20 protein-coding genes are annotated in these 26,154 nt (G+C 52.5%); 8 read left to right on the top strand and 12 right to left on the bottom strand.

Going from position 1 to position 26,154, the window contains the following annotated elements:
- Positions 1-142 precede the first annotated feature (142 nt).
- Complete coding sequence (locus NJQ98_RS10590; RefSeq protein ID WP_262178377.1) at positions 143-1,177, bottom strand: restriction endonuclease; 1,035 nt, start codon at positions 1,175-1,177, stop codon at positions 143-145.
- A gap of 370 nt (positions 1,178-1,547) precedes the next feature.
- Positions 1,548-2,162 (bottom strand): hypothetical protein, encoded by a 615-nt coding sequence (locus tag NJQ98_RS10585; RefSeq protein ID WP_262178375.1) that lies wholly within the window; start codon positions 2,160-2,162, stop codon positions 1,548-1,550.
- A gap of 215 nt (positions 2,163-2,377) precedes the next feature.
- Here NJQ98_RS10585 and NJQ98_RS10580 point away from each other — a divergent pair, with 215 nt between their 5' ends.
- Positions 2,378-3,316 carry an ADP-ribosylglycohydrolase family protein gene (locus NJQ98_RS10580; protein WP_262178373.1) on the top strand — a complete coding sequence of 313 codons (939 nt, stop codon included), beginning with the start codon at positions 2,378-2,380 and terminating at the stop codon, positions 3,314-3,316.
- Positions 3,317-3,319: 3 nt separating this feature from the next.
- On the opposite strand, the gene NJQ98_RS10575 is transcribed toward NJQ98_RS10580, so the two are convergent.
- The 6 genes from NJQ98_RS10575 to NJQ98_RS10550 form a co-directional block, all read right to left on the bottom strand.
- Positions 3,320-4,609 carry an McrC family protein gene (locus NJQ98_RS10575; RefSeq protein WP_262178371.1) on the bottom strand — a complete coding sequence of 430 codons (1,290 nt, stop codon included), beginning with the start codon at positions 4,607-4,609 and terminating at the stop codon, positions 3,320-3,322.
- Complete coding sequence (locus tag NJQ98_RS10570) at positions 4,602-7,277, bottom strand: McrB family protein (RefSeq protein WP_262178370.1); 2,676 nt, start codon at positions 7,275-7,277, stop codon at positions 4,602-4,604. The genes NJQ98_RS10575 and NJQ98_RS10570 overlap by 8 nt, the downstream gene beginning before the upstream one ends.
- A 243-nt stretch (positions 7,278-7,520) precedes the next feature.
- Positions 7,521-8,081: a hypothetical protein gene (locus NJQ98_RS10565; protein ID WP_262178368.1), complete on the bottom strand. Its 561-nt coding sequence runs from the start codon at positions 8,079-8,081 to the stop codon at positions 7,521-7,523.
- Positions 8,078-9,049 (bottom strand): hypothetical protein, encoded by a 972-nt coding sequence (locus NJQ98_RS10560; RefSeq protein ID WP_262178366.1) that lies wholly within the window; start codon positions 9,047-9,049, stop codon positions 8,078-8,080. The genes NJQ98_RS10565 and NJQ98_RS10560 overlap by 4 nt, the downstream gene beginning before the upstream one ends.
- A 79-nt stretch (positions 9,050-9,128) precedes the next feature.
- Complete coding sequence (locus NJQ98_RS10555) at positions 9,129-11,255, bottom strand: phospholipase D-like domain-containing protein (RefSeq protein WP_262178363.1); 2,127 nt, start codon at positions 11,253-11,255, stop codon at positions 9,129-9,131.
- Positions 11,255-12,499, bottom strand: a complete 1,245-nt coding sequence (locus tag NJQ98_RS10550; protein ID WP_262178362.1) for a hypothetical protein — start codon at positions 12,497-12,499, stop codon at positions 11,255-11,257. The genes NJQ98_RS10555 and NJQ98_RS10550 overlap by 1 nt, the downstream gene beginning before the upstream one ends.
- A gap of 698 nt (positions 12,500-13,197) precedes the next feature.
- On the opposite strand from NJQ98_RS10550, the gene NJQ98_RS10545 reads away from it, so the two are divergent.
- Together NJQ98_RS10545 and NJQ98_RS10540 are read left to right on the top strand one after the other, a co-directional pair.
- Positions 13,198-14,133 (top strand): hypothetical protein, encoded by a 936-nt coding sequence (locus NJQ98_RS10545; RefSeq protein WP_262178360.1) that lies wholly within the window; start codon positions 13,198-13,200, stop codon positions 14,131-14,133.
- A 37-nt stretch (positions 14,134-14,170) separates the two neighbouring features.
- Entirely contained in the window at positions 14,171-14,905 is a 735-nt protein-coding gene (locus NJQ98_RS10540; protein WP_262178359.1) for an HNH endonuclease, read from the top strand.
- A 606-nt stretch (positions 14,906-15,511) separates the two neighbouring features.
- Here NJQ98_RS10540 and NJQ98_RS10535 read toward each other — a convergent pair.
- Positions 15,512-17,008 carry an outer membrane protein assembly factor BamB family protein gene (locus tag NJQ98_RS10535; protein WP_262178357.1) on the bottom strand — a complete coding sequence of 499 codons (1,497 nt, stop codon included), beginning with the start codon at positions 17,006-17,008 and terminating at the stop codon, positions 15,512-15,514.
- 270 nt (positions 17,009-17,278) lie between these two features.
- Between NJQ98_RS10535 and NJQ98_RS10530 the strand changes: the two genes are divergently transcribed.
- Both NJQ98_RS10530 and NJQ98_RS10525 read left to right on the top strand, forming a co-directional pair.
- The gene (locus tag NJQ98_RS10530) at positions 17,279-18,148 is read left to right on the top strand and encodes a restriction endonuclease (RefSeq protein WP_262178355.1); all 870 of its coding nucleotides are present in this window, start codon (positions 17,279-17,281) and stop codon (positions 18,146-18,148) included.
- Between the two features lie 233 nt (positions 18,149-18,381).
- On the top strand, positions 18,382-20,760 hold the full coding sequence (locus NJQ98_RS10525) for a DEAD/DEAH box helicase (RefSeq protein ID WP_262178353.1): 2,379 nt from the start codon (positions 18,382-18,384) through the stop codon (positions 20,758-20,760).
- Between the two features lie 242 nt (positions 20,761-21,002).
- Here NJQ98_RS10525 and NJQ98_RS10520 read toward each other — a convergent pair whose 3' ends face one another.
- From NJQ98_RS10520 to NJQ98_RS10510, 3 genes are all read right to left on the bottom strand, one after another.
- Positions 21,003-21,833 (bottom strand): hypothetical protein, encoded by an 831-nt coding sequence (locus tag NJQ98_RS10520; RefSeq protein WP_262178351.1) that lies wholly within the window; start codon positions 21,831-21,833, stop codon positions 21,003-21,005.
- Positions 21,834-21,943: 110 nt separating this feature from the next.
- The gene (locus NJQ98_RS10515) at positions 21,944-22,600 is read right to left on the bottom strand and encodes a hypothetical protein (RefSeq protein WP_262178350.1); all 657 of its coding nucleotides are present in this window, start codon (positions 22,598-22,600) and stop codon (positions 21,944-21,946) included.
- A 94-nt stretch (positions 22,601-22,694) separates the two neighbouring features.
- Positions 22,695-23,972, bottom strand: a complete 1,278-nt coding sequence (locus NJQ98_RS10510) for a metallophosphoesterase (RefSeq protein ID WP_262178348.1) — start codon at positions 23,970-23,972, stop codon at positions 22,695-22,697.
- Between the two features lie 156 nt (positions 23,973-24,128).
- Here NJQ98_RS10510 and NJQ98_RS10505 point away from each other — a divergent pair, with 156 nt between their 5' ends.
- From NJQ98_RS10505 to NJQ98_RS10495, 3 genes are read left to right on the top strand one after another with little or no spacing between them, the layout of a single operon-like run.
- Positions 24,129-24,782 carry a BrxE family protein gene (locus NJQ98_RS10505; RefSeq protein WP_262178346.1) on the top strand — a complete coding sequence of 218 codons (654 nt, stop codon included), beginning with the start codon at positions 24,129-24,131 and terminating at the stop codon, positions 24,780-24,782.
- A gap of 9 nt (positions 24,783-24,791) precedes the next feature.
- A complete protein-coding gene (locus tag NJQ98_RS10500; RefSeq protein WP_262178344.1) occupies positions 24,792-25,604 on the top strand; it encodes a DUF1819 family protein in 813 nt (270 codons plus the stop codon).
- Positions 25,594-26,154 carry a BREX protein BrxB domain-containing protein gene (locus NJQ98_RS10495; protein ID WP_262178342.1) on the top strand — a complete coding sequence of 187 codons (561 nt, stop codon included), beginning with the start codon at positions 25,594-25,596 and terminating at the stop codon, positions 26,152-26,154. Before NJQ98_RS10500 ends, NJQ98_RS10495 begins: the two co-directional genes overlap by 11 nt.

The raw sequence follows: 26,154 nt of genomic DNA, 5'->3' as shown, positions 1-26,154 counted from the left end.
TTCAACCTACGCGAGCGTGTCTTAGAAAGATTCGCGCGCACTTCTTATCCAATTCATGTCAAGACCCGGGTGCAAGATACAGGGCGCAAGTCTGGCAGAATAGACAATTGAGATATCGCCAAAAGACTAATCTCGGAACTATTCAGTCAAATACCATTCTTGATGCTTTCTTAATGGGTGTTTCTGATTCTATCTCGATTTTAGCTATATCGTCTAAAGAATATTCAAAAATATCTTGAATGATCCGTATTACCGTTCTAAATTCCTGTTCAATCTTGATCTTAGTAGGCACATCTTCATGGCCATACGTACCAATCAGATAGTTCTCTACACTTTCCTCGTGAATTTTCGTAACGTGCTCAGAACTGTCGCTCATTTCATCCATTCTGTCAATAACGGCACGGTCCTGAGTTACTATCTGATACATACCTTCAAGATAGGAGATACCCTCAGTTACGGACCATGCATCACCGTTATCTTCAAGCGGGAAGTGTATGGACTCAGAGGTGTCGTGCTCGTTCTTTCCATACTCGCAATTTATAATGCGAATATGAAAGAGCAAAGAATTGTATAGCGCATCACCAGTGATCGTTCCTTCTATAATTCCACTTCTAGGCTTAAGCGTCGTCGTTTTTTCAATAAAGTCTGAGGATAACCATTCGTTTGCGGCCTCAATCAACCGAATTGAGTTATCGTCATTGGCAGAGTTTTCGGATGGCGAAGAGTTAGAGGAGTGGCTATGGGCGTGTGATCCATCATCTGTTTGAATTATCTCCGAACCGACGTTGTCATCAACAAGCCAATTCACAACTTCTTCTCTGTCAAAAATGTCTACCTGCAAATCCTGAGCTAATTCCTTTGCTTGGCTCGTGAAGCCACCAGTACAAACAAGTACCACTCGGTCGGCACTTTCATCTTGTTGGTAGAGCGTTGCATAGTCCCGAATTTCTCGGCTGCCGACTTTATTCTCCTCTTGATATAATTTGGCTTGGATCAAGATCTTCTGCGCCACCGGCTTACTTTTTTCCGCAACAATATCGATGCCGCGATCTTGGGAACTTGGTGTTACTTTTGAAGTGTACCCGAATTTTTGCTCCCATATCTCAGCAATCAACTCTTCGAATTCATATGGGTCAATCGTATCAAGATACGACTGTATGTCTGATCGCTCGGGCATTGGTGTAAGGTTAATTGGGAGTGGTATTAAGCAACAGGAGTATGTGTTCTATTGCAGTTATTAGGACAAATTTTGGAGCCTGTCCGAAAAACGTCTATCTTACCGGTAAATCTGCTTAATAAAGTCTATAGCCGCGTTTAAAGCCGTGGACTCGGCGCGAAAATTGTTTTTCGGACAGGCTCTTTGGGCATCAAAGATGCTATGATGCAAAATACAGGCTCTAAGTCTTGCACTGCGTTCTGTAGTCATATTCATCTCACCACTTTACACTCGGGTTGCATCACGGCAAATCGTCTGTGAACGGTTCTATGACACGCTACCTACGCCCAATCTCAGCAGAAATGAACTTTTCTGTGTCTGGAAGTGTTGGTTATGACTTTTCTTTATCGAAGGCCCATAGAGCCATATCAACCTGTCTCGCCGAGAGATCCTCCTGTTCCGCAATCTCGCGCACGTGCTCGATATAATATTCATACGCTTCGGCATTCGTGAGGTAATTTCGAAAATGCTCCAAGAATTCAGCGTATTCGCTATAGTCCCGCGAATCAACGATCTCCGGGAGTGCAGCTGCGAGGCCGCGAAACGCACGATAATCAATGATCGCGTACTCTTCCGGTTTCGCTACCGTCAGAACAGTAGAGGCCATCGGCACACCAATCCCGCTAAGGTCGGTTAGTGCTTCGATCGATTCCTTACCTTCTACTTCGGTCAACGCATGCTGACACTGCTTCTCAACGTCAACGTCTTTCTCAGCATTCCCTTTGATGTTGTCATCGTTCCGCGAACCTTGCATTTTCCATTGACTGATTTTCAGCAACTCATCGATTGAAATCTCGTAGTTCCGATCCTGAATCGCACTGGATATTGAGCTAAAAAGCGGATCACTATCTTCCCGCCAGTCACCGGGCTCGTGCAAATACTCAATCGGCTTATCAGCCCATTCGGACTCAAACTCAGCAATCCATTTCTGAAGATCAGCAGCCATAGGGACATCAACAGTGCTAGCACAATAAGTCCGTGCCAGCTTCAGCATTCAGTCCAGCCCGATCAATACACATGCATTGGCAAGTCGATTCGGTTCCTACAGCCTGGATACGATTCCCTGTATACTGACAAGAGACTAATCCCACGTTTACCACCCCGATTGTATGGTGAGCGGCACCGGGGTACAAATACCTCCCAACGTAACGCCTTGAGACGATGGTTTCAGTAGATGCTGCGAAAGGGACGCTGCTCGGCCTTGCTTGCGGAGATGCGTTGGGCCGGCCTGTCGAGTTCCGTTCCCCGACGCGGATTGCCGAGGAGCATGGAACCCTCACGGAGATGGTCGGGAACGGCACACACGGAAAACCCGCCGGGACCGTAACCGACGATACCGACCTCGCACTCTGTATCGCCCGGAGCCTCGTTGAAGAAGGCGCGTTTGACGGGCAAGATATCGCTGACCGATTCGCAGCCTGGTACGATGACGGCCCGTTTGACGTCGGGCTGATGACCGCCGACGCCATCAGCGAATACCAAGCCGGGATTTCGTGGCGTGATGCCGGTCGAGAAGTCTGGCAGCGCCGCGCCGAGGGCTCAAACGCTGGTAACGGCAGTATCATGCGGTGCGCCCCGCACGCTATCGCGTTCGCTGACGATCCTTCGACGCTCGACCAAGTCAGTACACAGTCTTCAGCGATCACGCACTACGACCCGCGGTGCCAGTACGGCTGCGTAATTCTCAACCACACTATCGCTGGCTACCTCCGCGGCGACGATGAGCCGCTTACAGACGCAATCGAACGCGTCGACGGCGACGCTCCAGACGAACTCGTCGAAACCATTCGTCTCGTCCCGAACCTCGTCGACGAGACTCACTTAGAAAACACCGGCTACGTCGTTCATACGCTGCAAACGTCGCTGTACGACGCACTCACGGCAGACACTGCGGAAGACGCTATCACCACCTCGGTCAACCGCGGCGGTGACACGGACACGCTCGGAGCCGTTACAGGCGCGATCGCCGGCGCACGGTTTGGTGCTGAAACACTCCCTGATCGATGGCTCGACATCGTCGAATATCGTGACGATTTGGAACTTCTAGCAAAAGCACTTGCAACGAACGAGATTGACTCATCATTCGGGCGGATGAAGTAATTCTTAGAGAATATCGGTCAAGTAGTTCCGCGCGCTCAGTTCCAACACCTCGACATAATCTTGATAGGACGGGGCTGCTGCATCCGTGGCTAACTCGACAGAGCGAAGCGAGTACTCGTTCATCACTGTCGATTTTTCCCCGCCATGGTCACTGTGCCCTGGATACACGAGCGCGCCACATGTATCCAGCGCGAGAATGTACGATGTGAGTTGGTATACGTCACCTGACGACGGTGACCCGGTTTTCCACTTCGCGTCGATAACAGTCGCCGGTGTCCCGTCGTCATGTCTGACTAGAACGTCCGGCCGCATGGACACGGCGTGTGGTCCGTCGACGATATTCTGAATCGATGCTTGGCCCTCTACGGTAAGTCCGCCGATTTCTTTCGCAGCCGCTCGGAACGCCTGCTCAACGAGTCGCTCGAAGATATCGTTCATGTTCACGAACAGCGCGAGCGACCGGTTCCTCCCGGCGCTAATATCCTCGAAGAACTCCCGGGCTAGAACCGTTCGTGTTAAGTCTAACAGGAGTTCGTAATGCTCGTTCAACCGTGACAACTCGATGCGTTCGACGGCGTCAACAGACACTGGTTTGACCGTCGTGAACTGCCGGAGCCGTTGCTCTTCATGTCGGAGCCGCCCGGCTAATTCATTATCACGAACTAACCCGGTCAGTACGCGCACGGCCGCAAGCACAGCACGATTCAACACTGTATCAGTGGTGAACTCGTCGTACTCGACGGCGAAATCAGTCGGCGTCGGCTCCGGTCTCTGTAACTGTCGTTGTACGTCAATCCGGCCGCGAACATTATCTTGGACGGCCTGCGTTCGCACGTAATCCCGATGCAAGCCCTGGTCAAGGACAGTCTTGAGTTCCGTCAGGAACAACACGCCGATCGCATCGAAAAACGAGGAGGCACCGGTGAACTTCGTTTCTTTCCCCATCGAATCGATCGGCGTATCGAATGCGTACTGCAGCGCCCACAGTAACCGCGTTACTGACTGCTTCGGCGTCACCTCGATTTGCAGGCCGCTTGGCAACGTCAGGACACCGACGTACGAGCTACTACTGATGATCGCCTGCCCCTCATTCGTATACGATACATCAAGCGGTGCGGACTCGTGAACCTCGCCCAACCGGTCGAGGAACGCCGCGTCATCCGAGCTAATCTCGAACGGGTCTGACTCGTCGTGTTCTGCCAGTACCAACGGGTTTGACGGCGGGACAGTTTCATCCCTGGCACTCTCACGAACAGGTGAGCCGACGAGACTGATTTGTGAGAGGTCAGCCATCCTGGAACTCATCGGCTTGCTGTGCAAACGAGCGGAACCCTTCTACTAAGATATCCATTTCCGCTTCGGAGAGGTCGGCAATCTGGATGTTCGGCGCTCGGATCTCCTTCTCACCGTCATCGGAATCGGGCCGCCACTCGTGCGAGTACGCTTCAATCTCTTCGAACACGCCCGCAGCGTCGTCGATGAATTCGCCTGTCAATTCGTTCTCATCGCGGGCGGCAAGCCAATTCAGTTTGAATTTTACTGTCCCGTCCTGATCGAGTTGAATGAGAGCGACACTTGGATCGATGTGATCAGCTTTCAATTGCACCGTCGCATTATGCTCTCCACGACCGGTATCAAGCCACCCGACATCTTCACCAGCTTCGAGTAACCGTTCCACGCGAGACTTCGCTGTTTCATCTAACGTCGTTGCGATGCGTTCACGAAACGAAGCAACCGTTTTTTCACCCTCCTCCCACGCATCTACAGTCTGCGACACACCCGTCCCGTCAGCCATTGCTTCGACAGGTGCTGCAGCGAGCGGCACCGGGTCTTCGATCCCTGCCAGTGAGCAGAGTGCTGTGTACAGATCTGTAGCGTCGAACGCCTGAATCTGCTCGGCGTCCCACTGAATCAGTTGCTCCCCGGTCTCAGTCAGTAAATCGTCTCGAAGCCGATCAAACTGCCCGAAATAATATTCTTCCAGTTGCGGGAGGATATCGTACCGCCACGCGTCAACGACATCCGTCGGTGAGTCATGACCGAGCAGGTACGTGTGCCCGAGTTGCTTGCCCTTCCCGAGCTCTGGTGCAGACAAAATCCGTTCATTCAATTCCCGGACCGCCTCAACGCTCGCGCCAAGCAACTGCTCCCGACGCGACACGTCACTATTTGCCTGCGTAACTGTCGTATACGCATCTGTGGCGACCATCTCGCTCTCTTCCCACACAACATCAAGATCCGGCGGGAAGTCCATGAACCGGAACCGGCGGCGAAGCGCCGTATCCACCAGTGCAATCGACTGATCCGCCGTATTCATCGTCCCAATCACGTACAGATTCGGTGGCAACGTGAACGGGTCTCCAGAGTGTGCCAACTCGACATCGAACGATCCGCGCTTATCGGCCTCCAACAGTGTGATGACTTCACCGAAGATCTGCGCGAGGTTCCCGCGATTAATCTCGTCGATAATCAGCACGTACCGGTCCGGTTCTGTGCCGGCTTCCTTCGCGCGCTCGTATGCCGACTTCGCCGCCGCCTGCATTCGCTTCAGTGCCCCGTCTTGCACATCATACGCTACTTGCCCATTGTCGTCCGTCTGCGCGCTCAATCCTTCAATAAAATCCTCGTACGTGAACGACGGGTGGAACGTTACCGTCGCAACTCGGTCAGACACCGGGTCACCGCCGTCCTGCTGGCCAACCCACCACTTGGCGAACCGCTCAGCAGTGTACGTCTTCCCTGTCCCTGGCGGCCCGTAGAACACGACTTGCTTCTTTTCCAGCAATTGCCGTTCAATCTCATCAGTTTGGGCAGGCGGATCCGGAATCTCTTCACCCGGGCCATCTGGTCCAGGATCTTGGAGTAGTTGCCATGCTTTCCCGGTATCTAACAGGAATTCTGCAGCCGCTAAGGATAATTGCGATAGGTACGCCTGCTTCAAATTCCCGTTCGAATCAATCGGGTAGTACTTTTGATGCCACTCCGGTGTGTCCAAGGATTGTTTTAGTTCCGTATCAACCCGAACGGACTCATCAAACCAATTGAATTCAACGGGGACACGATGATACTCCTCACCCCTGAACTCATACTGAGTTGGCGTCCCTGTCACCGTCGAGAGGCCAACTAACTCATCGTTGAAATTATGGAACACCACGTCATCGTTATCAAGCTCCGACAGGTTGTGATGCCACACATCGTCCACCTTCGCCCGTAGATACTCATCCTCAATCTCAGATTGATTCGATTGATTCACCCAAAAATACGACCGTTCGCCGGGTAGCGTAGGCCCTGGTGGGTCTCGGGTGTTCGCCCATACGAAAAAGTAATCCAAGTCACGGAAGTTCGCTTCCAGTCCGTAGTCATCTCGAATCGACCGGTATGTGGCGGCAGTTTCCGGGAAATCAGCGAGTTCATTGGACACGCTCACATCGAAGTACTCCTCAAGCCCGGTCCGTGACAACGTGTTCACGACCGGGTAATACTCTGGATGCAGATACGACAGAATCGGCGACAGCTTTCCGCATTTGACCTTCGGCAGTTCAAGCGCAGCTAATTCCCGAACCGCATCATCCCACGCGTCCGGGTCCTCCGCCGTGACAAGCGTTTCAAAACACGACGTCACTGCACCCTTGTCTTCATCGGGTACTTCGATCGGGAAGGTCAATCCCCCAACAGTCCCGACATCCTCAGCAAGCCGCTGTTTCAAATCCCGTTTCGCATCCGCTGGAATATCTACCTCGTCAATCTCCCCGCGCTTACTCGATACCGGGTACGTATCATCGTTCATACACACGCGGTACAACGCCGTCATTTCCTGTTGCCCAAGCTCACCCGCCTCAAGCAACGCCGCCGCAAAATCCTGCACAATCCCGGCCGTCTTCTCCACTGCCCGTCGCTTCTCCTCCCACTCCCGATTAGCAAGATACGCTGAAACTAACTCCTCACTTGACGAATCAACCATCGTACGACTATACACCTTTATAATCGCTGATAAAACTATCTTCTAATAGCGAGATTCTTTGAACGAATTCGTACTCGATAGATAATCATGTGCCTGGATCCGTCGGTAGCTAGACGACAGAAACAGTCGCCAGTCAATTGGGCGGTTCCTGCACCGTTTTTGTAGCTGCTCTTCTGGCTGTCGGAGTGCCCACCATTTCCACACTGCATCCCAAAACTAGTTTTTCGCTTGCAAATCCGCCTGTCACAGTTCGATATCTGAATCAGCAGCGTACGCAGCACCGTATTCCGAGAAATGCTGAACGAGTTCGGTGGCCGTCTCGTTGATTTCAGCGGCTGAACTCACATGTCGATAGAACACCGTATTCGAATCGTACGGGTTATCTCCAGTCTGTAACGACCAGTCGCCATCGTGTGTTTGTGCTTCCACCCACTCATCGACATCCGTATCACCGTATTTGATTTTGTATCCAAATCCGCGAACAGCACTATCAATATCAGAGCGATTGTACTCCGTTGGCGACATCCAGTACAAATGGACATTGAGTCGCTGGTCACTCTCAGGTGCTCGTGGGCCCTCCATCGGATGATTAATCCGATGCAGTGCTAGCCCATTGTTCGGAGTATTGTTTGTGTTCGAATCGGGTTCAGTCTCCGGGTCAAACAGGTCTGGTTGTACGTCAACCATCGCCTCATCGAACTCAAAAAGACGCGATATGATTTCCTCTTGGAATTGATCGGCCAGTCGAACTGCCTTCAAATACCGATCCTGTTCTAGCCCGCCTGTAAGAAAGTCATCAGTCATGCATCGACCTGTTTCTGCAGATACGTTAATTGTTTGGCGAGCACGTCCTCGATTCCAATCGGGTAGAGCGTGTCGACAACACCGGTCGGGTTCGCCACCTTTCGGATCACTGGCTCCGGCTGAAACTGCAACAACTCTTGTTCCACGACCGCACAGAACAAGTACGCGTTCGCTGCCCACTGGTCGTCACCACCTTCACCGCGACGCAACACCGCGCGAATCGCCGTCGTTACATCTTCCCAATAGACGACATCAACCGGCCCGGGCGTGTCCCATTCTATGGACGGGGGACCATCGCCGTCGTCATCAATTGGCGGTGAAACCAGTGACTCAAGACGCCCACGTTTCCGTGTCGGCAATAACAATGTATGCGTCCACTCGACATCCTCATATTTTCGTTCAACAAGCGCAGCTGTTTCACCTGTTTTTCCGTAGCGCTCGTCATCCAGTTTCACTTCAATCGAAATCCCATGGTCGGCGTGGAAAAGAAGAATATCCGGTCGGCGATGCCCATCACCGTCTTTCTGCAATCGGTCTTCCAGAGCGATGTCTCTTGGTGGCTCTGTCACCGGGACATCAAAGATTTCACGCACCAACGCAGCAGACGAGTTCAGCACACGGGCAAACCACCGCGACCACGATTCTTCCCGCCCCGGACGCAACGGTCCGCGTTGCAACCGTTCATTCGTCAAATCTGAAGCCAGTGGATCACTGTCAAACGGCGCAGCTGACGCCTCCCACTGCGCATTCGATTGCGCGAGTAGTTCCCCGATCTTAACGGCCGTCTCATGACCCGTCGCCGCATACGTTTCCCACCACGAGTCCAGTTCACTCCAAGAGTCTGTCCAGTCGTCGATTCCGTGTACATATGGGCCAGCCGAGCTACGCACGAGTGACTGCGTCTGTGCGTATGTAGCCCACCACGAATCAAGCAACTGCCACTCGGTCGACTGGATGTCTGGACTCACAGCTTCTCAATTCACTTCCTTTCGCATATCAGTTTGGCGAGCGGCGCAACGACTATTCGCTGCTGAACCTGTAGCGATATCATTCAGCGTTGACTAGATTTTTGCAGTAGTATTCGACTCGCCTCGCACTCACTGACACGGCATCAATTGCACTGTACTCATCAAGACAGTCTTCGAGACGTTCAACTGACGGCGCTGACTGCCCTCGAAGGTTCCCGAACGCGGTTAGTACGTCTCGGTTCGTGTTCTGGAAGGCAGCGTAGACCTGTTCGTTCGCCCCTGAGTCGTAGCCAGCGTGTTTCTGTAACTCGTTCACATAACACATGATGATTGCTGTGTGTTCGAAAAGCGAGTGCTCTGTTTCGAGTGCCTCTCCACGTTTTTCGTCGGTACGTCCTGTGAGGCTCCTGATGAACTCGCCGATTGTTTCAGTCGCAGTTCGTACTTTGCCGAGATGGGTCGGCTCTTCAGGCTCTTGACTGTCCCACCACAGGACGAGTTTCGAGAGGGCGATGTACTGGTTGACAAACGATTCGAACAGTTCAGGATCTGTCTCGTGCAGTATTAGGTCTTGACGCGTTGTTTCAATTCGGTTCAGTAGCGTGTTTACCTTCTTTTCTAGTATCTCATCCCGGTCTTCCGGGTGCCACTCATCCAGTTCATCATTACCCTCGGTATCACCGGCGGTTTTACTCCTGATACGGGCGCCGCCACCCGCAACAGTCATGTCGTTGAAATTGACGCCGTCGAGGAATTTGCAAATCAGTCCCCACGTCGGGAGTCGGTCAAGCACTTCAAGGAGGCCGTCACGGCCATCGGAAGTTTCCACGGTCTGTACCTCACTCGGCCGTGGTGTTTGCTCAAGTGTCGGTGCCGCGACCCACCGTGCATCAGAGGTCAGGGTCTCGTCAGTGAACTGCAGCGTGACTTGGACTTGTGCTGACTGACGGCACGCCTGCAGGACGCGTTTATCGTTGCACTTGAGTGAGCCGTCAGCTGGCTCCGTAAGGTCCACATTGAGCTCCTCGTCACTCGAACTCGGATTGAGATGAACTGTCGCCCACGGCGGCGTCGCCTCATCATGCTCAATGACAAGAGCCCCATCGCTTTCCAAGTACGCGTCGGTGAGGTAGAAATCGGCGGGATCATCACTCGTGTCAGTCTGACTGGAGCGACGGAACGTGACTGAACCCGGGCTGATTGCCTCACGAGTGACAGTGTCAGAATCGAGCAAGTAGTCAAAATACGCGGGGTCTGACTCGTAGCGAAGTACACCGAGCTCGATATTCCCGTTCGCTTCAGTCTCCAGTAATGCTGGTGTTGTGAGGTTCGCACTCCCGTAGAACGCCCACGCGCCCGCCGGGCCTTTCAGCAGGAGTAATTTGGCGTGGAGGTACCGGTCGGAATCATCGCCAGTCAGCGCTACTTTGTTCACTGTTACGTCGATCCCATCGAAGCACTCCGCGTCGAGTACCGCAGCGTCGAACCCTTCGACCATGTCTGGCTGCAGATTGATCACCAGTTCTTCCGGAGCAAGATCACAGAGCGCGGCGAGAGCTGCGTCATCGGTGCCGCTGAAAAACGGGGAGCAAACCTCGATTGACTCGATAGACTGGTCACCGACGTGACTACGCACCTGTTGGAGGAGTGGGTCCTCATAGTTGTGCAATAACTCAAAATCACCAGTCCCACCCGCGCCTGATGATTCGGGGAGCCACGGTGCATCACGGAACGCTTCCTTGATAGCCGTACGAGCGCGTGACCCGTGAATTTGTGCCGCTGACCGTTCGATGAACTCTCGGAGTTGCGCGAACACTGCTTCCGTCTCACCTGTCTCACCCGGGTAATCAACGACAGTCATGAGTTCCCCGTTCCGTGACCAGCCTCGCTCGGTGAGATTCCCGCTCCCAACGAACGCACGACCGTGATCGTGTCCGAGTAACGCCACGAACTTCGGATGGTGAATCCCGGGACACCGGACGTGATCAATATAATAGGCTTGACCAGCCTGCGTGAGTTCAGTCGCGTCCGTGTATGCTTGTGTGTCCGTGAGCACCACGATATTAGCGATGTCTAATTGATCGAGTATCGGCAGGACCTCATCCTCGAAGAATTCACCGTCGAACTGGTACGTGCCGAGTATCGCACTTGAGTACCGGTCACTCTCGCTGAGTTCCTCAAGCAACGCGAGTTGCTCAACCGGCATTACGATGCCTCCTGTTCGGCGTCAAGCAACGCGATGCCATCAGGCGTGACAGTCGTCGTCGACGTATCCGGATCCAGCAAGGCGAGGTCACGAAGCACGGTAACGGCACTGTCAAACCTGGCCTGCCAATGCCACGGTGTATGATCACGGACATGCCGCCACCCTGTGGCTGTCTGCTCGAAGTAACCGCGTGACGCTGTCACACCATCGCCTTTGCCCGCTGCAATCTCCGTCCCTCGCGTAATGATGTACTCATCAATGAACCAGTCAATGAACCCCTCGAAGGACCGCTCAGCCTCCAAGTGCATGAGTAGATGCTCCCGCAACCGAACCGGACTCAAATCGCTTTGTGTCCGCGAACGAAGCCACCCCCACGCCGCAGCTTCCGAGTCGGTTTGCGACGCCATTCGAAGCGACAACGCGAGGAGCAGACACGGCCATGCGGCGTACACACCTATCCAATCCGACTCCGACAACGCCGCTTGCAACGCCGAATCAAGTGTATCTTCACTCGCCGCGTGTGTCATCGGGACCGCAGCGACCGTGGTCTCCTCCTGGAGTCCGGACAGTGTTGAATCCGGCCACATGGCAGCCAGGACTGCTGACAGCGGTGTGTCCGGAGTGAGTGTCGACATACCGATTTGCTCCGCAATCCGATCACAGACCGCGTCTGAGCGCGCTTGTTGTTTAAATTCAGTGAGCGACGCATCTGCTTCCTCAGTCCGCTTGAGATACGCCAACCAACTGGTCAGCAGCGCCTCAACAGCAAACGCGAAATAATCGTGTGCACGGAACACCTTCCACCGCGCCGCAGTATCACTGAACCCGGCTGGCACGTCCGCATCAACTACTTCATCTTCTATCCGAACCGCCCCGTAATAACAAATATTCAACAGCCGCTCTGATTCCAACGGTACAGTGTCACCGCCCAACCGTGCGAGGTGCAGAATCAATCCGAGCGTCTCCCGCCGCGTTCGTGCCTGCGCCGCGAACGCCTCCGGCGGATCACGACCCAAATACAGGTCTCGGAGCGGCTCCCGGTCAGGCGCATCAACCTCGCTGACGTTACACGGACAAAGTTGGGGCGTGACCGAATCAAGCTGGTCAAACGTAATCCTGTCACCAGTCGCCAGCCCCGCAAGGTCCGTCTCCGAGGCTACTGTTCCGTACGCAACAGCAATCACGGCCCCTCGCTCAGTCGGGGCCTCGAACTCCGCCCCATCCGGCGTATCAACAAGCCCCATCGTCTGTAGCGGCCCCACGTAGTTCCGACCGTAACTTCCACTCCGATTCGACGAAAACGAGAACTCCAAGCCGATACTGCCCTCATCCGACCCAACTAACTTATGCGCTGTTCGAGCCCCAACGAGATTCGTATGACTGGTGTTCGCATCAGATCGTGCATGCCACGTCCCGGCCAACAACAGGACCCGCTCCCGTTGATACATCCCCTGCATCAACTGCGGCCGTGATGCCGGCTCTTCACGCTCAGCGACGTCAGCAAGCGCCCACAAGTGATGCGCAATATACCGCGGTCGCGGAGAAATAGTCGTGATACCAGGCAGCAAGTCACGTAACAAGCGATCCGTCACACGAGTCATCCCCAACGGATCTTGGGCACCCTCCTCCTCATCCACACGAGCCGTCCATCTCGGGTCACCCTGACGCATACCTCATCCACCATACCCTTGTTAATCAAGCTGTCGGCAATATTGACTATTATAAAAATAGCCATAGAAAAAAGGTATATATCCTACAGTTTTACGGGGTGGCTTGGTCTATTCCTGTCGCAATTCAGTTTGGCGAGGATTCCACGTCGTACCTCTGTACCTCGTATGCAACCGTTGATCCATCACGATACCCTGAGATAAATAAAACTATATGACATTTAGTTATCAATTACTCTAGAAGCTTTTATCAGCGCTGATTTCAATAAGAGTCTATGAGTCGACAAACCTCTACACGCAGATTATTCCTGCAATCAACAGGTATCGCGTCTTCAGTTATGATTGCTGGCTGTTCCGGCAATGGTGACGGTACTGATAATAACGCTGAGCAGACACCGACATCTGAACAGGAAACCACACCTGAACAGTCAGCCACGCCTGAACAGACAAATACGCCCGAAAACAACTCTATATTTGACAGCTATGGCATTGATGGTACTGAGCTGTCAGTCACACTCGCGGAAGATAGCTTGAGTCAAGTGGCACAAATTCGTCTCGAAACACCATCTGGCGAACAAACTACTGAAGTGAGTGAAACCATTACAGAATACTCTCTTGATATTCTGCGTGACAGAGCAGGCACGTGGTTCATTGACGCGTTAGACACCAATGAGGAACCTATCGAAACAGTCGAACTGGAAACCACATTTGACGTCTCCGTTGATGATATCGGCACTCTTGCCCAATTAGGGGTCACCGGAGAGTCACCCGCCTTCGAAGAAGTGAATTTCCAACTTACTATAACAAACACTGGCGACGTTCCTGTTGAGCCGGCACAAATCCAAATAGCCGTGCCGGACTTCGATTTCAGAGTCGACACGATCGGCACCAGTGGTAGCATTGACGTGTATGAGGAAGGGACCTATGGTGGCGTCGTTGACAGAGACGGAGAAGTCGTAATACCCGCCGGTAGTGACAACACATATAGATACAAATCCGGGAACGCTGAATCCAACTTATTACTGTTCAATGAGGACAGAGCGAACGAAATAGCAGGGCAATCGTTCCAAGGGGAGTTCGTAATTACATATCAGGCACAGCGAGAGGATACAGTCGTCCCCATCACTATTGAAATGGGAGATGAAGTAGTCACGGACTCCGATTTCTCCAGACACGCATACCTGCAAGGGACTGTCATCACCCAACGATGAGGTGGTGTCGGTATCGACGAGCATCAGCAGTTCCCGTATGATACCGTCTGAATTTGCAGAGCGTCACGACGAGATTCGTGACCGTCGGATACGACTTCGGCGGGAGAAAGACGCAGCTTTCGACGCCTATGCGGACCACCACGACTACGATACCGGTGATATCGATGCGTGGTTGGCCGCCCACCGCGAGTTTGAAGCAACAGCCGAAGGCGAACAGTTAGAGGCCCAAATTCAGGAATGCCGAACTGAACTAGCTGCAGTCTACGAAACGTATCTGCAAACCGAATTTGACTCCCCTGCGACGATAACAAAAAAGGACCGTATCATCGCGGTCAAGCAGGCGTTCGGCCTGAAGGTACATACAGGTGCGCTTGCTGACGCTCTCGACACCTCCGTCGGCTACGTGAAGGACTTCAAATACTACACGTCCAATGGTGGGACAGTCGTTGACAGACAAGCTGCGCAACGAAAGTGGCGAGGAGACATATCGACACAAACGCGAACGACCGTGTTAGAGCGTGACAATCACCAGTGTGTCCGGTGTAGTGCTACCGAGACCCTCCACTTGCATCATATTCGGCCAGCAGCAAGGGGTGGGCCCAATACTAGTGAGAATCTCGTCACACTGTGTCAATCCTGCCATGCAGCCGTCCACGGGTCACGACCAGGCACCGCACCTGGCAGTGGCCAACTTGCCTACGAACCAGCGACGCCGGCGAGCTTCGCCGAGTGGGTGGAAACCGAGCTAACAGACGACGGTAACTTCGGCTGACCGTCGCCGCACAGCATGATGACTTCCTGTGAAGAGTCCCGCTGGTCAGCATACACTGTGTCCGCAGCGACAACACATCGCCGGTACAGAGACCGAAGTTAGAACTGTTCTTCTGGCTTTTCAGCGAGGTCGTAGAGTTGCCGATACGTGATGAGTTGTGATTGGCCACACTCCACGTGTGATTGCCAGTTTAGCTCGTCAAAGAACACCGTTTCGCGGACTCGGCCGGTGTCGTCAAACAACGGTGTTTTGTGGCGTGTTGCACCGTACCATATGTGGAGTTCGCGGCCGCAGGCAACTCAAACCGTCGTGTCGCCACCGGGCCCTCCGTTTCGTAGCCGATAGGAGGTGCATCGTCCCACGCGTCAACTTGCGGTGCCCGTAGTCGACTAGGTTGTTAGCGCGACGCTTGGACACAGTACGACAACTTCCCGTCAGTGTGTGCCAGCAGCATAACTGCCAGCGAAACCTTGTCTGTCGCCCACGCCTCTGTCCCCCGGGTGAGATCCGTGATACTCGGCAGGCACCGTTCTAACTTCTGGAGTACTGCTATCCCGTTGAAACCACCGACACGTGTATTCGCCGCGTGCTCAATGTAGACGGGTTTTAATCAGGGGACTCCAGAGCAGTCAGATCCCCTGACTCTCCTAGCACATATACCGTAGTATCGTCAGCAGTCATCGCATATATATCACCGTCAAATTCATTCTCTTCAATTAGCGTTCCCTCATTCGGATTGACAGCGTAAATATATCCCAAAGCTGACGCGCAGTTGAGAGTCGTGCCTGTTACCACTGGTGGTAGTGTTACTGGACCCTTGGCTGAGAAAGACCACCGCTCGCTCCCATTATTTGAATCAACCGCGTACAAACGAGATTCACCGCTTCCAATATAGACGGTTCCATCTAGTACTCTTGGTGAGGAATGAATCTCTCCCGGTGCGTCATATGACCATTGTTCAGCTCCACTGTCCGCATCGATTGCATAGAGCTGATTGTTTGCATCACTACAAACGTAGATAGAGTCGCCGTGCACTGCTGGTTTCGTAGAACGGTCTTTGGGTCCAAATTCCCACTGCACCTCACCTGAACTCAGATCTATTGAAAATAATGTATGCAGCGACGAATAATAGACAGACCCTCCGTCGATAGTGATGTGACCAAAGTGAGTCCCTGCACCATCCTCAAAACTCCATAGCTTTTCACCGGTCTCCGCATCTATCGCATACAATTCTGAATAGTCGTGTGTCTCAGCCCTACAGCAAACAATGCCGTTTGCTACATCTATCGCGCTGAGATATCCATCACTGCGAAACGACCAATTACCCTCGCCAGTGGCTCTATCTACCGAATAAACCTGATAATCTTTACAGCCAACATACACATCTTCTCCGCTTGTTGCTATACACTGAATCGAATGTGGCAACTCAACACTCCACTGCGTCACTCCTGCACCACATTCTATAGCAAACAAATGATTGTCACTACCCCCGAGATAGATTGAATCATCCTGGTAGACCATTTTGGCAAACCCTTCTCCCGTTTCAGCCTTCCATTTCACCGTTATAGAAGATCCAAACGGTTGTCTGGAAACCGTAGAACCCACTTCCTCTCCCTGGCCATTCGCTGCCTGTGCATCAGACGTCTGCATATCCTTCGTCTCCCCGTGGTGAGTGTCCTGAGAGTAATCACTCAAGATGTGAAAGAACTCATCAGTTTTAAATAACTCATACAGTTCCTCGCCACTAACCAATTTTACATTTAGTTTCTCTGCAAGTTGTACTGCTTGCTTGGAGAACCTACTACTTGTCACGACAACAACTGAGTCAACGTTATTCTCCTGTTGGCGCAGACTCGCGTACTGTTGAATATCGGGACTACTTACGGCAGTATCAGGACCATATCGTTTTGCTTGAATAAGCTGTTTCTGTTGAAACGGGGATTCTTTTGTAGCGACAATATCAATCCCACTATCGCCAGACATTTGCGTAACATTCGCAGTCCACCCCCGCTCAGACCAAACCTGCGCAACAAAATTCTCAAATTCTTCTGGAGTAAGATTATAAAGAAATTCTTTGAACTCTTCGTTGTCCAGTTCCGACATATCAGGGCCGTATGCATTGAGGATAAAAATGACTATCCCCGTGATAGCTACCTGTTAGCCAACAGTACTGTATACAACAAGGACGTCCGGTCGCGCATCTTCACTACTCGGTAGTCGAGTCGATTGCCTCACCGGAACATAGACCAAACTACGATACAGGTTCAAAACAGGATAGTAGGTAAGGGTAGGAAATACTTTAGCGTATTTCCAGCCGGCAGTATGAGCAGTAGTTGTTTTACGCTCGCAGACCAATCGCTACTACTGCATAGTATGGATGTGACCGATGCGGAGCTTCTCAGCCATTTGCAGGATATCGATGAGTATGCATTTGAGTCATTTATTGCTGAGCTGTGGGAGAAGCAAGGATGGGACACGACGGTTACATCGGGGTCGAACGATGGTGGCGTCGACATTATCGCTGAAAAAGACATGCCGTTCTATCAGAAGCAACTGATACAAGCAAAACGATACTCTTCAGGCACCAAAGTCGGGGGTCCGGACATACAGCAATACAGCAGTCTCAAACACCAACGAGACGACGTCGACACGGTCGTTGTGGTAACTACCAGCCAGTTCACTAAGCAAGCACAAGAAACCGCCAGCAATCTTAATGTGAAAACGATCGATGGAAATCGGCTCGTAGCCGTCATAAAACACGTAGATGCAGCTGGCTTGGTGAGTAAATATGCCACTGAGGGGCAGACTGACGAATTCGACCAGACTCACGCTGCGAAGGACACTAAGGGCGATGTGGTGGAAACACTGCGTGAGTGTATTGAGTTGTCACAAGCGGAATCCGGACACGTGCAATCAAGAGTATTCGTAAATGGCTCCCAAGCAGGGTATTCAATCCACCCGCAGCATCCGTCCGGTGTGTATAATATGCACGGCTTTGTCAACGCAAGTAATACGATTGCTAGCTTTGGGAAAGACGACTGGAAACACATCGAGGCGATTGCACACAACAACGACCTCGAAGTCATCGACGCAGGCACAAAACACGGCGGCTACATGTATATCGGAAGAGAACACGGTCACATGCCCGACACCGACGAAATCACACAGGTACTCAGCGAATCGTTATCTCGTGTTTTTTCGGACTCAACACACTCCGTCGGCATCACCAACGTCAAATACTGACTCCTATTCAGCCCATCACGAAGCCAGTCAGGTGAGAAGGCTGCATACTACAGGCATATTCACAATCAGCCACGCCCCGGCAAAGCCTGCGTCGCCTCTGGCTATCAGCGTCCGGGGGCATCATCTGGAGTTATCAATAATATTATTTTCCTGAGAGATTATTTGTATGAGGCGGTAGGGAGGGTTGTATGGTCCCTTGGAGAGTCTATCAGGAGATTGGTCGGGAGTTAGAGGTGCCGAGCGAGACGATGCACCTAATCAATATTCTCGCAGACGGTGGCTATTTAGTCGCTAATCAACCGCCGTATTTAAATGTCGAAATATTAGACGAGATTGGGACACGGCGAACATGGCTCAAGAACCATCCCACCGAAGGCATCGAATTCTGCAAGGAAACACATGGGTCAGACGCAGCCATTGCAGCGACTATCAGATGCGTTGGTCACGAGGTTGTCGAACATACTGACAGCGACACCAAGACTGGTTTCGCCCTCCTCGCACAGCATATTCGAGATTATCTAGTAGAAACGGTCCACACGCCAGCGATTGCATCAGAAGTCGACCGGGTTGCGGATTACTTCGCTGCGCACAAAATGGAGCTGAAACGCATCGAAGACGCACATGCAGCAGACACACCCACGTACGCGCACTGCGATAGCTGCGGGACCGAGCTAGACGAGGCGTTTCAATACCGGTGTGATGCGTGTAACGTACGGTTTCCGGGGTGGCCAGCACTCGTCTACGCCGAAGGCGAAGAAGACGGGAACGCCCGATGGCGGCAACAAATGGATGTGACAGTCCTCCGCCAGAACAGAGCCAGTAATTTCCTGATCGTGCGGGCTGACACGTCACTCCCGGGGTGGGTTGAACCGGGGAGTAAAGTCGGCTCAATTACGAACTCAGGACTTGATTCTCTCGGGAAAATCGTCAACACCGACCACAAGGACATTCACATCGATTACGGGCACTCCTCGGCCGCTGGATTAGCCGAAGGACAGACAATCACGATTTGCAGTTCCGAATCCAGTATCGCCACCACACAACAGGCCGGCTTCCTCCTCGAAACCCGCCGCGGATTCAGCAATTGGGACCGCTCCAGTGATGATCGAACAGTCTCGAAACTCGCTGCGAACGCTCCTCGCCTCATCAAAACGCTCGATCAACAGTCCATCGACGAGCCAGAACCAGAACGCCCAAATTCGTGGCAGAGCCTCGACGGGTTTGAATTAGATGACTCACAGAAGAAAGTCATCGCCAAGATTCTCGGACTGACCGGCGGCGATCTCTCACTTGTCGTCGGACCACCAGGCTCAGGGAAAACAGAAGTCATCGCCAAAGCCGCCGAAGAACTTGCCGCCGCTGGCGAACGCGTACTAGTAACCTCCCACACAAACATCGCGGTCGACAACGTCATTGAAAAACTCGCCAGCACCAGTGACCACCACGTCGTTCGCGTCGGCCGGCCAGAGAAACTCTCGAAGGGCTCCATGGAGCTCATGCTCTCGAAAGCCCTGGAAAACAGCGACAATGACACCGTTAACAAAGTTCTCGATAAAGTCGAGGCACTCAAAGACAGCATCAGCGACCTCAATAACGGCGCGCAGGTCGACGCGAAACAAGCACAACTGACCGAAATCCAACGGCAAATCCAAGACCTGCAGGACAGTGCCGAAGCCATCTCCATACAAAACGCTGATATCACCGGTGCCACGATTATCCGGTCACAACTCGGCGGCCTCGCAGACATCAACTTCGACACCGTCGTCATCGACGAAGCCAGTCAAATCTCCGTGCCACTCGGCCTGCTCGGCATGGTCAACGCGAAAAAATGGGTTATCGTCGGGGACCACAACCAACTCCAACCAGTCATCAAAACCGCCTCCACATCAGACGGCAGCCCACCAGACGGGGCGTCGCTGTTCACATTCCTCAGAGACCGGTACGACATCGAACGCTGGCTCCAACACCACTACCGAAGCCACGAAGACATCATCGGCTTCGCACAAACCCACGTCTACAACGACAAGATCACAACAGCCAGTTCATGCCCGAGCAGTACTGAGTGGACCCCGCCAACAGACGTCGATTTACAGGCAGCTGCTGTCGCCAACGGCCCACCAGTCGTCTTCGTCGACGTTCCTGGCGAAGAGGCATGGCGGCGACGCTTCAGCGGCACAATCAACGAAGCCGAAATCGACGCCGTCGAAGAACTAGTCACGCACTTCATCCGGGAAAACGTCGTCTCCGAAGACGACCTCGGCGTTATCACCCCATACCGCGGCCAGCGCAGCCTCATCGACGACGCACTCCCCGAATACGGTGATTTAGAGGTATCAACTGTCGACGGTTTCCAAGGCCGCGAACGCGACACAATCATCTTCAGCACCGTCAACACCGAAACAGGCGGCCTGCGATTCGCCGGGAACACAAACCGATTCAACGTCGCCAGTACCCGGCCGAAACAACGCTTCATCATGCTCGGCAACCACGACGAAATCAAAGCCAACGCACCAATGGGCAACATGCTCAGCAAATTCATCCGCTACACCGAACAACACGGCGCAATCTTCGACTGGCAAACCAGCACGTGGTCGACCGGGGAAAACGCGTAACCGCTAACAGAGAAGTATACTGCCAGTACTGAACATAGACAAGTGATGGTGTCGGTAGAGACCCTTGATTGACTTGCCGATTCAGCCATGTCAAACCATCAACAGACACGCATCAAAATGAAAATTCACCGTAGCATAGCGGTTCACCAAAGCCGAACACAGGGGTTTATTTGTATGATAATAAACACCTCGTGCCGCCTTCGCCGTTCGAGGAACACGCCAACAGGACTTGCCCCATATTGTCAGGAGAGTACAGTCGACCAGTCATCAATTCCTAGTTGATCCGCAATCTCTTCGAGTTCAGACGCATCCGTCCGTTTCACAGTACTCTTCACAACGTCTATTACCGTAATCTCTGGAAAGTGACGTTGCGAATTGACCGTCTCAACCATCGAACGGATGTCATCAGGAGACTGCACTCGATGTCGATACTCTTCTTTAACGAGTTGCTTACTGACTTTATTCACCGTCTCAGAGTAGCCACGGCTGAACCGTGTGTTACCCATGAGGAAGTCCTGGATTTTGGTCCGAGATTCAAACCCAACATAGTTTTTCACATCATCTGAAAATTCGTCAGCAGTTACGTCCGGGCCAGCATCATATAGTGTTTGCAAATCCGATATGGTATCGCTTTCGCTGTTGCCACTCAGAATCCGGTGAATCAACCGAATTCGCTGTGCCGACGGAATCGCAATATGGTGTTTGACGCGTTCCGGATCATCATACGGGTCAACCGACGAGTCTGGCGACCAATTCGCCGTTCGATAAAAATACCATTTTCCACCAGTCTCACTCGATGGGTTCGTCGTAAAATCGAATTCTAAGGGCAACTGGCTTTGGCGTTGAAAACGCTGTTCTCTGTTCGCAAATTCTACGTAAGGCGCATCACCGTCGTCTTGAATATCGTCTATGCCACACTCTGCTGGCAGTGGGACTGCATCACTCACCCACAGCAAAACACGTCCAGTCACCGGTTCTGTCAAACTCTCATCGACATCAATGCCGCTGAAAGAGACTACAACTTTCGAACTGTAGTCACCGTCTGCACGAATATAGGTACGTTGAGTCTCCATAGTGGGTAGTATCATAACCAATTGTCATAAAATGGTCCCGGACACTGGCGCTTGTTCTCCTGCGCTTCAATAGATATTATTGACTCGCGTTCCTCGCACTTCCGAATCCTTCACATTGGGCCGTTAATAAGATCATTTCTATTGTTAAGTTCAGTGAATGAGTTGTTCGAGGAATGGTTTGAGTGACTACGATGTGGTGATGAATTACTAGTGCTACTTGTCTGTGAGGATGATGATGCGGGCCCTTCTGAGTGTTTCATTCCATCACGAGGGCTGTAGCCATCGTACGTGTATTTTTCAGTTAAGCACTCACCCCAACCGGTCTCTAAGAATCTGAACACAACTGACTCCCCTTCTGATGACTCATAGATTGGTCCCAAGTTTACAAATGTCCGATCCATATGCTCTGGTAGTCTCACGTTAGCATTCCCACTGGTGCTAAACCGGTCAACTACACCAACGTACTCTTTCCCCTCTACAAGACTCGTAACTTCAGTTACCTTCTTTGGAGACGTATGTTGCTCATGAATTTCCTCACCGTTTTTTTCGCCTGGAATCTGAGAGCCGGGAACCCACACAACTGGCTCTGACTGCTCCTTGGACAGCCATCCCTGATCCACCATTGAACTCAGCGTATCCTTTAGAATATGGCTGCTAACAGGCTCAGAAACATCCCTCTGAATCTGATTCAGAGAAAACGATTCGTCCGCTAAGGCCTTTTTTAAAGCCTGATTCCAAATCCTGTCCCTCCGAGTATAGTTTGACACATCAAGCAATTATTCCCCGCACTAATGAGTGCATCTGTTACCTTACTTGTCATGTCTAGCTATATTCCAGCACCCTACCCCGAGATTCCACTATTTACACAGTGTGTCGCACCGTACTAACACCACTCGAAGATATCGTAAGTTCAGTCACGAACGCGGCGTGATCGCTGTACGCGTCGCTGATTCGCATTGCCGGTCCAGTGTACAGTACCGGCGTGCCATCCCGTGATTCGAACGTGTATCCGGTGTCGAAATCGCCGTTCTCCGGTCGGTGCTCATCACCAATGAGGACACAGTCGAACGACACGGCTGCTTGTGCGAGTAACTCGTCGAGATCCACATCTGCTCTTGCCGTACGGTACGGTCCGAACCCGTCGTGCAGACACAGAACGTTCCACCCCCGTGACCCCGGTGTAAACGAGATATCAGCCGGTGTCCAAGACCTTGACTGGTACGTGCCGACAGCATCGATACCGACGTTACCAGCCGAAATTCCGTACAAAGTAAGCGGTGAATCAGGGACTCCAGTTGGCTGTGCCGATAACTCGGTTAGATTACCGTTGCTCGTCTGTTTCTGCAGCCACGCAATCCCGTCAACAGAGCCCGAATGCCGTGGTTCATACGAGTCGTGATCATGCGACCCGATAATACCGTACACGGGAATATCACTCGCTGCAAGCATCGCCAAATCTAATCCAATCGCATCTAACGTTTCCCGATCAACCTCGTGATCCAATACGTCACCCGTATGCACGACCGCATCCACATCCTGTGCAATCGCAATCTCTCGAATCCGGTGGAACGTCTCCGTACTCGACAGCTCGTTCATCCACGGCACACTATCGCCGCGACCAGTTACCACCCGGTTCTCAAACCCCGCGTGCGTATCACTCACGAACAACACCGTCGACGCACTCACCGTCTCTGTCTGCGTCCCGGTTGCTACTCTCGCCGCCTGCACCCGACCCGGGTCCAGTAACGCAGTCGCTCCCACACCCGCCTCATCAGCAGCCGGTTCAACCGGGAATTCAGCCAACAACGAAATCGCCTCATCAACACCATCCTCGGACACCATCACCGGCAACACCTCTCCGGACTCCGGCGCAACCGGCACCATAGCACCAGCCGGCAGCAATCCCTTATCCTCAGCCCGAGGTTCGGCCACAGTAAGCGCGGCAAACTCCGTGATTCGATCCCCGTTCGACTGCACATACTCACCTTTGTTCCAGTGATTACGATTATTCTGCTGTTTCCCATACGGCTCTGCACCGTCAGCTAATAGCTCATCACCGTACAACACAGAATGCAACGCCAACTGCCACTCAGACGCCGCACTCGACGGCACCGACTTGTACACCGTCGAGAGACTCACGTATAATTCAGCTAATTCATTTCCCACGGAGAAACCAGTCCACACACCCTCGACAACGCACAGCCTCAATAACACATGGGCTATCTCATCAGACGTTACCTTACTAATACACCGCAAGCCGTGGGTTCTAAACCCTCCCCAAGCCTGACGATTAGTATGACATCTACCGAACTCGCAGAGGTCTACAATGATACCAAGGAAGATCTGCAGGACGCGGGGGTTACGGATGAGTTCTTCCTTGATTTACTTGCGTCGCGGCTCCTCGTAGAGCGGGTGGGTGAGACGAATAACTTGGAGTGGTGGGATTCACGGGTACTGTCTGAAACTGGACGAGCACGTCTCTCCGAAGTAACGCCGAAAACAGAACTGCAATCACGACTCAATCTCGCTCTGAAAGTGGGCGCGAAAGTAGAATCTGACCGGATTGGTGAGGATGCACTTTCGCTATTTGATTTCGGTCCGCGAGTCGAATCCCGACTAGATGCTGTTATTGAGGGGATTGAGACATCTGATGGGATCACTCTGGACCAGCTGGAGGATCTATCTATCCAGTCATTAGGAGATGGATGGACCGATGCGATTATTGAACAGAACGCCTCGAATATCTCCGGTTCGACAGACGATAAAATTCCTGAGACGGCTGCCTCTGGTGCATTGGAGCTGGATACGGACGGGTACACGGTGGATGAGGTCGAGGCGGAAAAGTGGCGGCTCCTTGCGATGTTCCTCCGTGGGTACGGGAGTTGTACAGGTAGGCTGCACGTGCCGTACTATCCACTGGAGTCAGGGATTAAATCAGATAACGCGTGAGGCATGTCTATGAGTAACGAACACGTCGATTCAGCAAAGGAAGATGAGACCAAGCAAGAGCAGCGATTAGACCCTGCAATCGCTCATCACAGTACGTATATCGAGGAAACCAAGCAAATCCTTGCTACCTACGCGGAGGTCGACTCATTCGACGAGTTAGAGTATCAAGTCGTCGAAGAGAACATTCTGAACAAAAACACCGACGAGTACCGGACAAATATCCTGCGGGAAGTCGCTCGTCGATATATCCCTGACACCGACGAATACGTCGAAACGCCGTTAATGCAAATCGTTACGACGAATCTTCGTGACGATGTTACGGACTGGTGTCTCTACTACGAATTCGCACAGGACCCGTTCATTCGAATCGTGACTGTCGAGTTCCTATACCCTGAGTTTGAACGGGGCACACTGACGGTCCGCGCAACGGACATCGTCGAGTACATCGAGGCAATCAAAGATGACTACGAGGATCTTCGAGACCGGTCAGAGTCCACTATCAACGAAGCGGCAACCAAGTATCTGACCTCCCTCCGTAATTTCAATCTATTAGAGGGACGGCAGAAGAAGGAGTTCGCGGTCACTTATGTTCCGGACGAAGCGATTGCGTACGTGGTGTACAGACTCTTCGAGAAGGGAGTGACGTCCGCATCGGGTGTGATCGAGCACGATGACTGGAAGCTCTTCCTGATGAACGAATCCGAAGTTCGACGGCGTATCCGCGACATCTCTCCCGAGTATGTTACCTACGACAAGCGCGGTTCGACGGAGCGGCTCGTGAGAAAATACGATTCCACGGAGGAACTGATCGATGCCTTCTGATTTTCAAGAGCGGCTGGAAGAAGTAGAGCGTCTTGTGCGGACTGACAGAGATGAGGTCGGAAGACGAGCGGGCGTCCCGTTCATCGTGTTCACCTACGATCCAGCGGACGAAATTGAGGTGGATGAAGAAATCCGTAATCTCATCGAGAAACTTGAGTACCACGACCAAGCCGTCGCTGGCATCGATATGCGGGACCTCGTATTTTCGCTACTGGAGGAAAGAGGAATTTTGGATGACGTCATCGATCTCGAACGCCGTGACCGAGATCGATTGCTAGACGGGTTAAAATCATCACTGTTAGACGATGGGAACCTCGGTGAGATCGCTTCGGAAATCGCCGCACAATCAGAGGACGCTGACACTGTTGTCATCTACCGCATGGGAATTCTGTATCCGTTTGCCAGTGCCTCAACGTTGATGGGGCAATTAGAGATGAATACGCCGGATAACACGCCGATAGTGTTCTCGTATCCTGCGACGATAGATGACAAGAGCTTAAGATTCTTGAACGAATCTGAAGGAACATACTACCGCGCCAAGGTGATTTAA

Source organism: Haloarcula laminariae, from assembly GCF_025457605.1.
Lineage (GTDB): Archaea > Halobacteriota > Halobacteria > Halobacteriales > Haloarculaceae > Haloarcula > Haloarcula laminariae.
Note: the sequence above shows the minus strand (reverse complement) of the source record. Positions and strands in the feature narration are given on the sequence as shown.

What these genes read in the sequence shown, in the direction of transcription:
- NJQ98_RS10590 (WP_262178377.1), bottom strand. Translation starts at nt 1,177, where the DNA reads ATGCCCGAGCGATCAGACATACAGTCGTATCTTGATACGATTGACCCA.
- NJQ98_RS10585 (WP_262178375.1), bottom strand. Translation starts at nt 2,162, where the DNA reads ATGGCTGCTGATCTTCAGAAATGGATTGCTGAGTTTGAGTCCGAATGG.
- NJQ98_RS10580 (WP_262178373.1), top strand. Translation starts at nt 2,378, where the DNA reads ATGGTTTCAGTAGATGCTGCGAAAGGGACGCTGCTCGGCCTTGCTTGC.
- NJQ98_RS10575 (WP_262178371.1), bottom strand. Translation starts at nt 4,609, where the DNA reads ATGGCTGACCTCTCACAAATCAGTCTCGTCGGCTCACCTGTTCGTGAG.
- NJQ98_RS10570 (WP_262178370.1), bottom strand. Translation starts at nt 7,277, where the DNA reads ATGGTTGATTCGTCAAGTGAGGAGTTAGTTTCAGCGTATCTTGCTAAT.
- NJQ98_RS10565 (WP_262178368.1), bottom strand. Translation starts at nt 8,081, where the DNA reads ATGACTGATGACTTTCTTACAGGCGGGCTAGAACAGGATCGGTATTTG.
- NJQ98_RS10555 (WP_262178363.1), bottom strand. Translation starts at nt 11,255, where the DNA reads ATGCCGGTTGAGCAACTCGCGTTGCTTGAGGAACTCAGCGAGAGTGAC.
- NJQ98_RS10550 (WP_262178362.1), bottom strand. Translation starts at nt 12,499, where the DNA reads ATGGGGCTTGTTGATACGCCGGATGGGGCGGAGTTCGAGGCCCCGACT.
- NJQ98_RS10545 (WP_262178360.1), top strand. Translation starts at nt 13,198, where the DNA reads ATGAGTCGACAAACCTCTACACGCAGATTATTCCTGCAATCAACAGGT.
- NJQ98_RS10540 (WP_262178359.1), top strand. Translation starts at nt 14,171, where the DNA reads ATGATACCGTCTGAATTTGCAGAGCGTCACGACGAGATTCGTGACCGT.
- NJQ98_RS10535 (WP_262178357.1), bottom strand. Translation starts at nt 17,008, where the DNA reads ATGTCGGAACTGGACAACGAAGAGTTCAAAGAATTTCTTTATAATCTT.
- NJQ98_RS10530 (WP_262178355.1), top strand. Translation starts at nt 17,279, where the DNA reads ATGGATGTGACCGATGCGGAGCTTCTCAGCCATTTGCAGGATATCGAT.
- NJQ98_RS10520 (WP_262178351.1), bottom strand. Translation starts at nt 21,833, where the DNA reads ATGGAGACTCAACGTACCTATATTCGTGCAGACGGTGACTACAGTTCG.
- NJQ98_RS10505 (WP_262178346.1), top strand. Translation starts at nt 24,129, where the DNA reads ATGACATCTACCGAACTCGCAGAGGTCTACAATGATACCAAGGAAGAT.
- NJQ98_RS10500 (WP_262178344.1), top strand. Translation starts at nt 24,792, where the DNA reads ATGAGTAACGAACACGTCGATTCAGCAAAGGAAGATGAGACCAAGCAA.
- NJQ98_RS10495 (WP_262178342.1), top strand. Translation starts at nt 25,594, where the DNA reads ATGCCTTCTGATTTTCAAGAGCGGCTGGAAGAAGTAGAGCGTCTTGTG.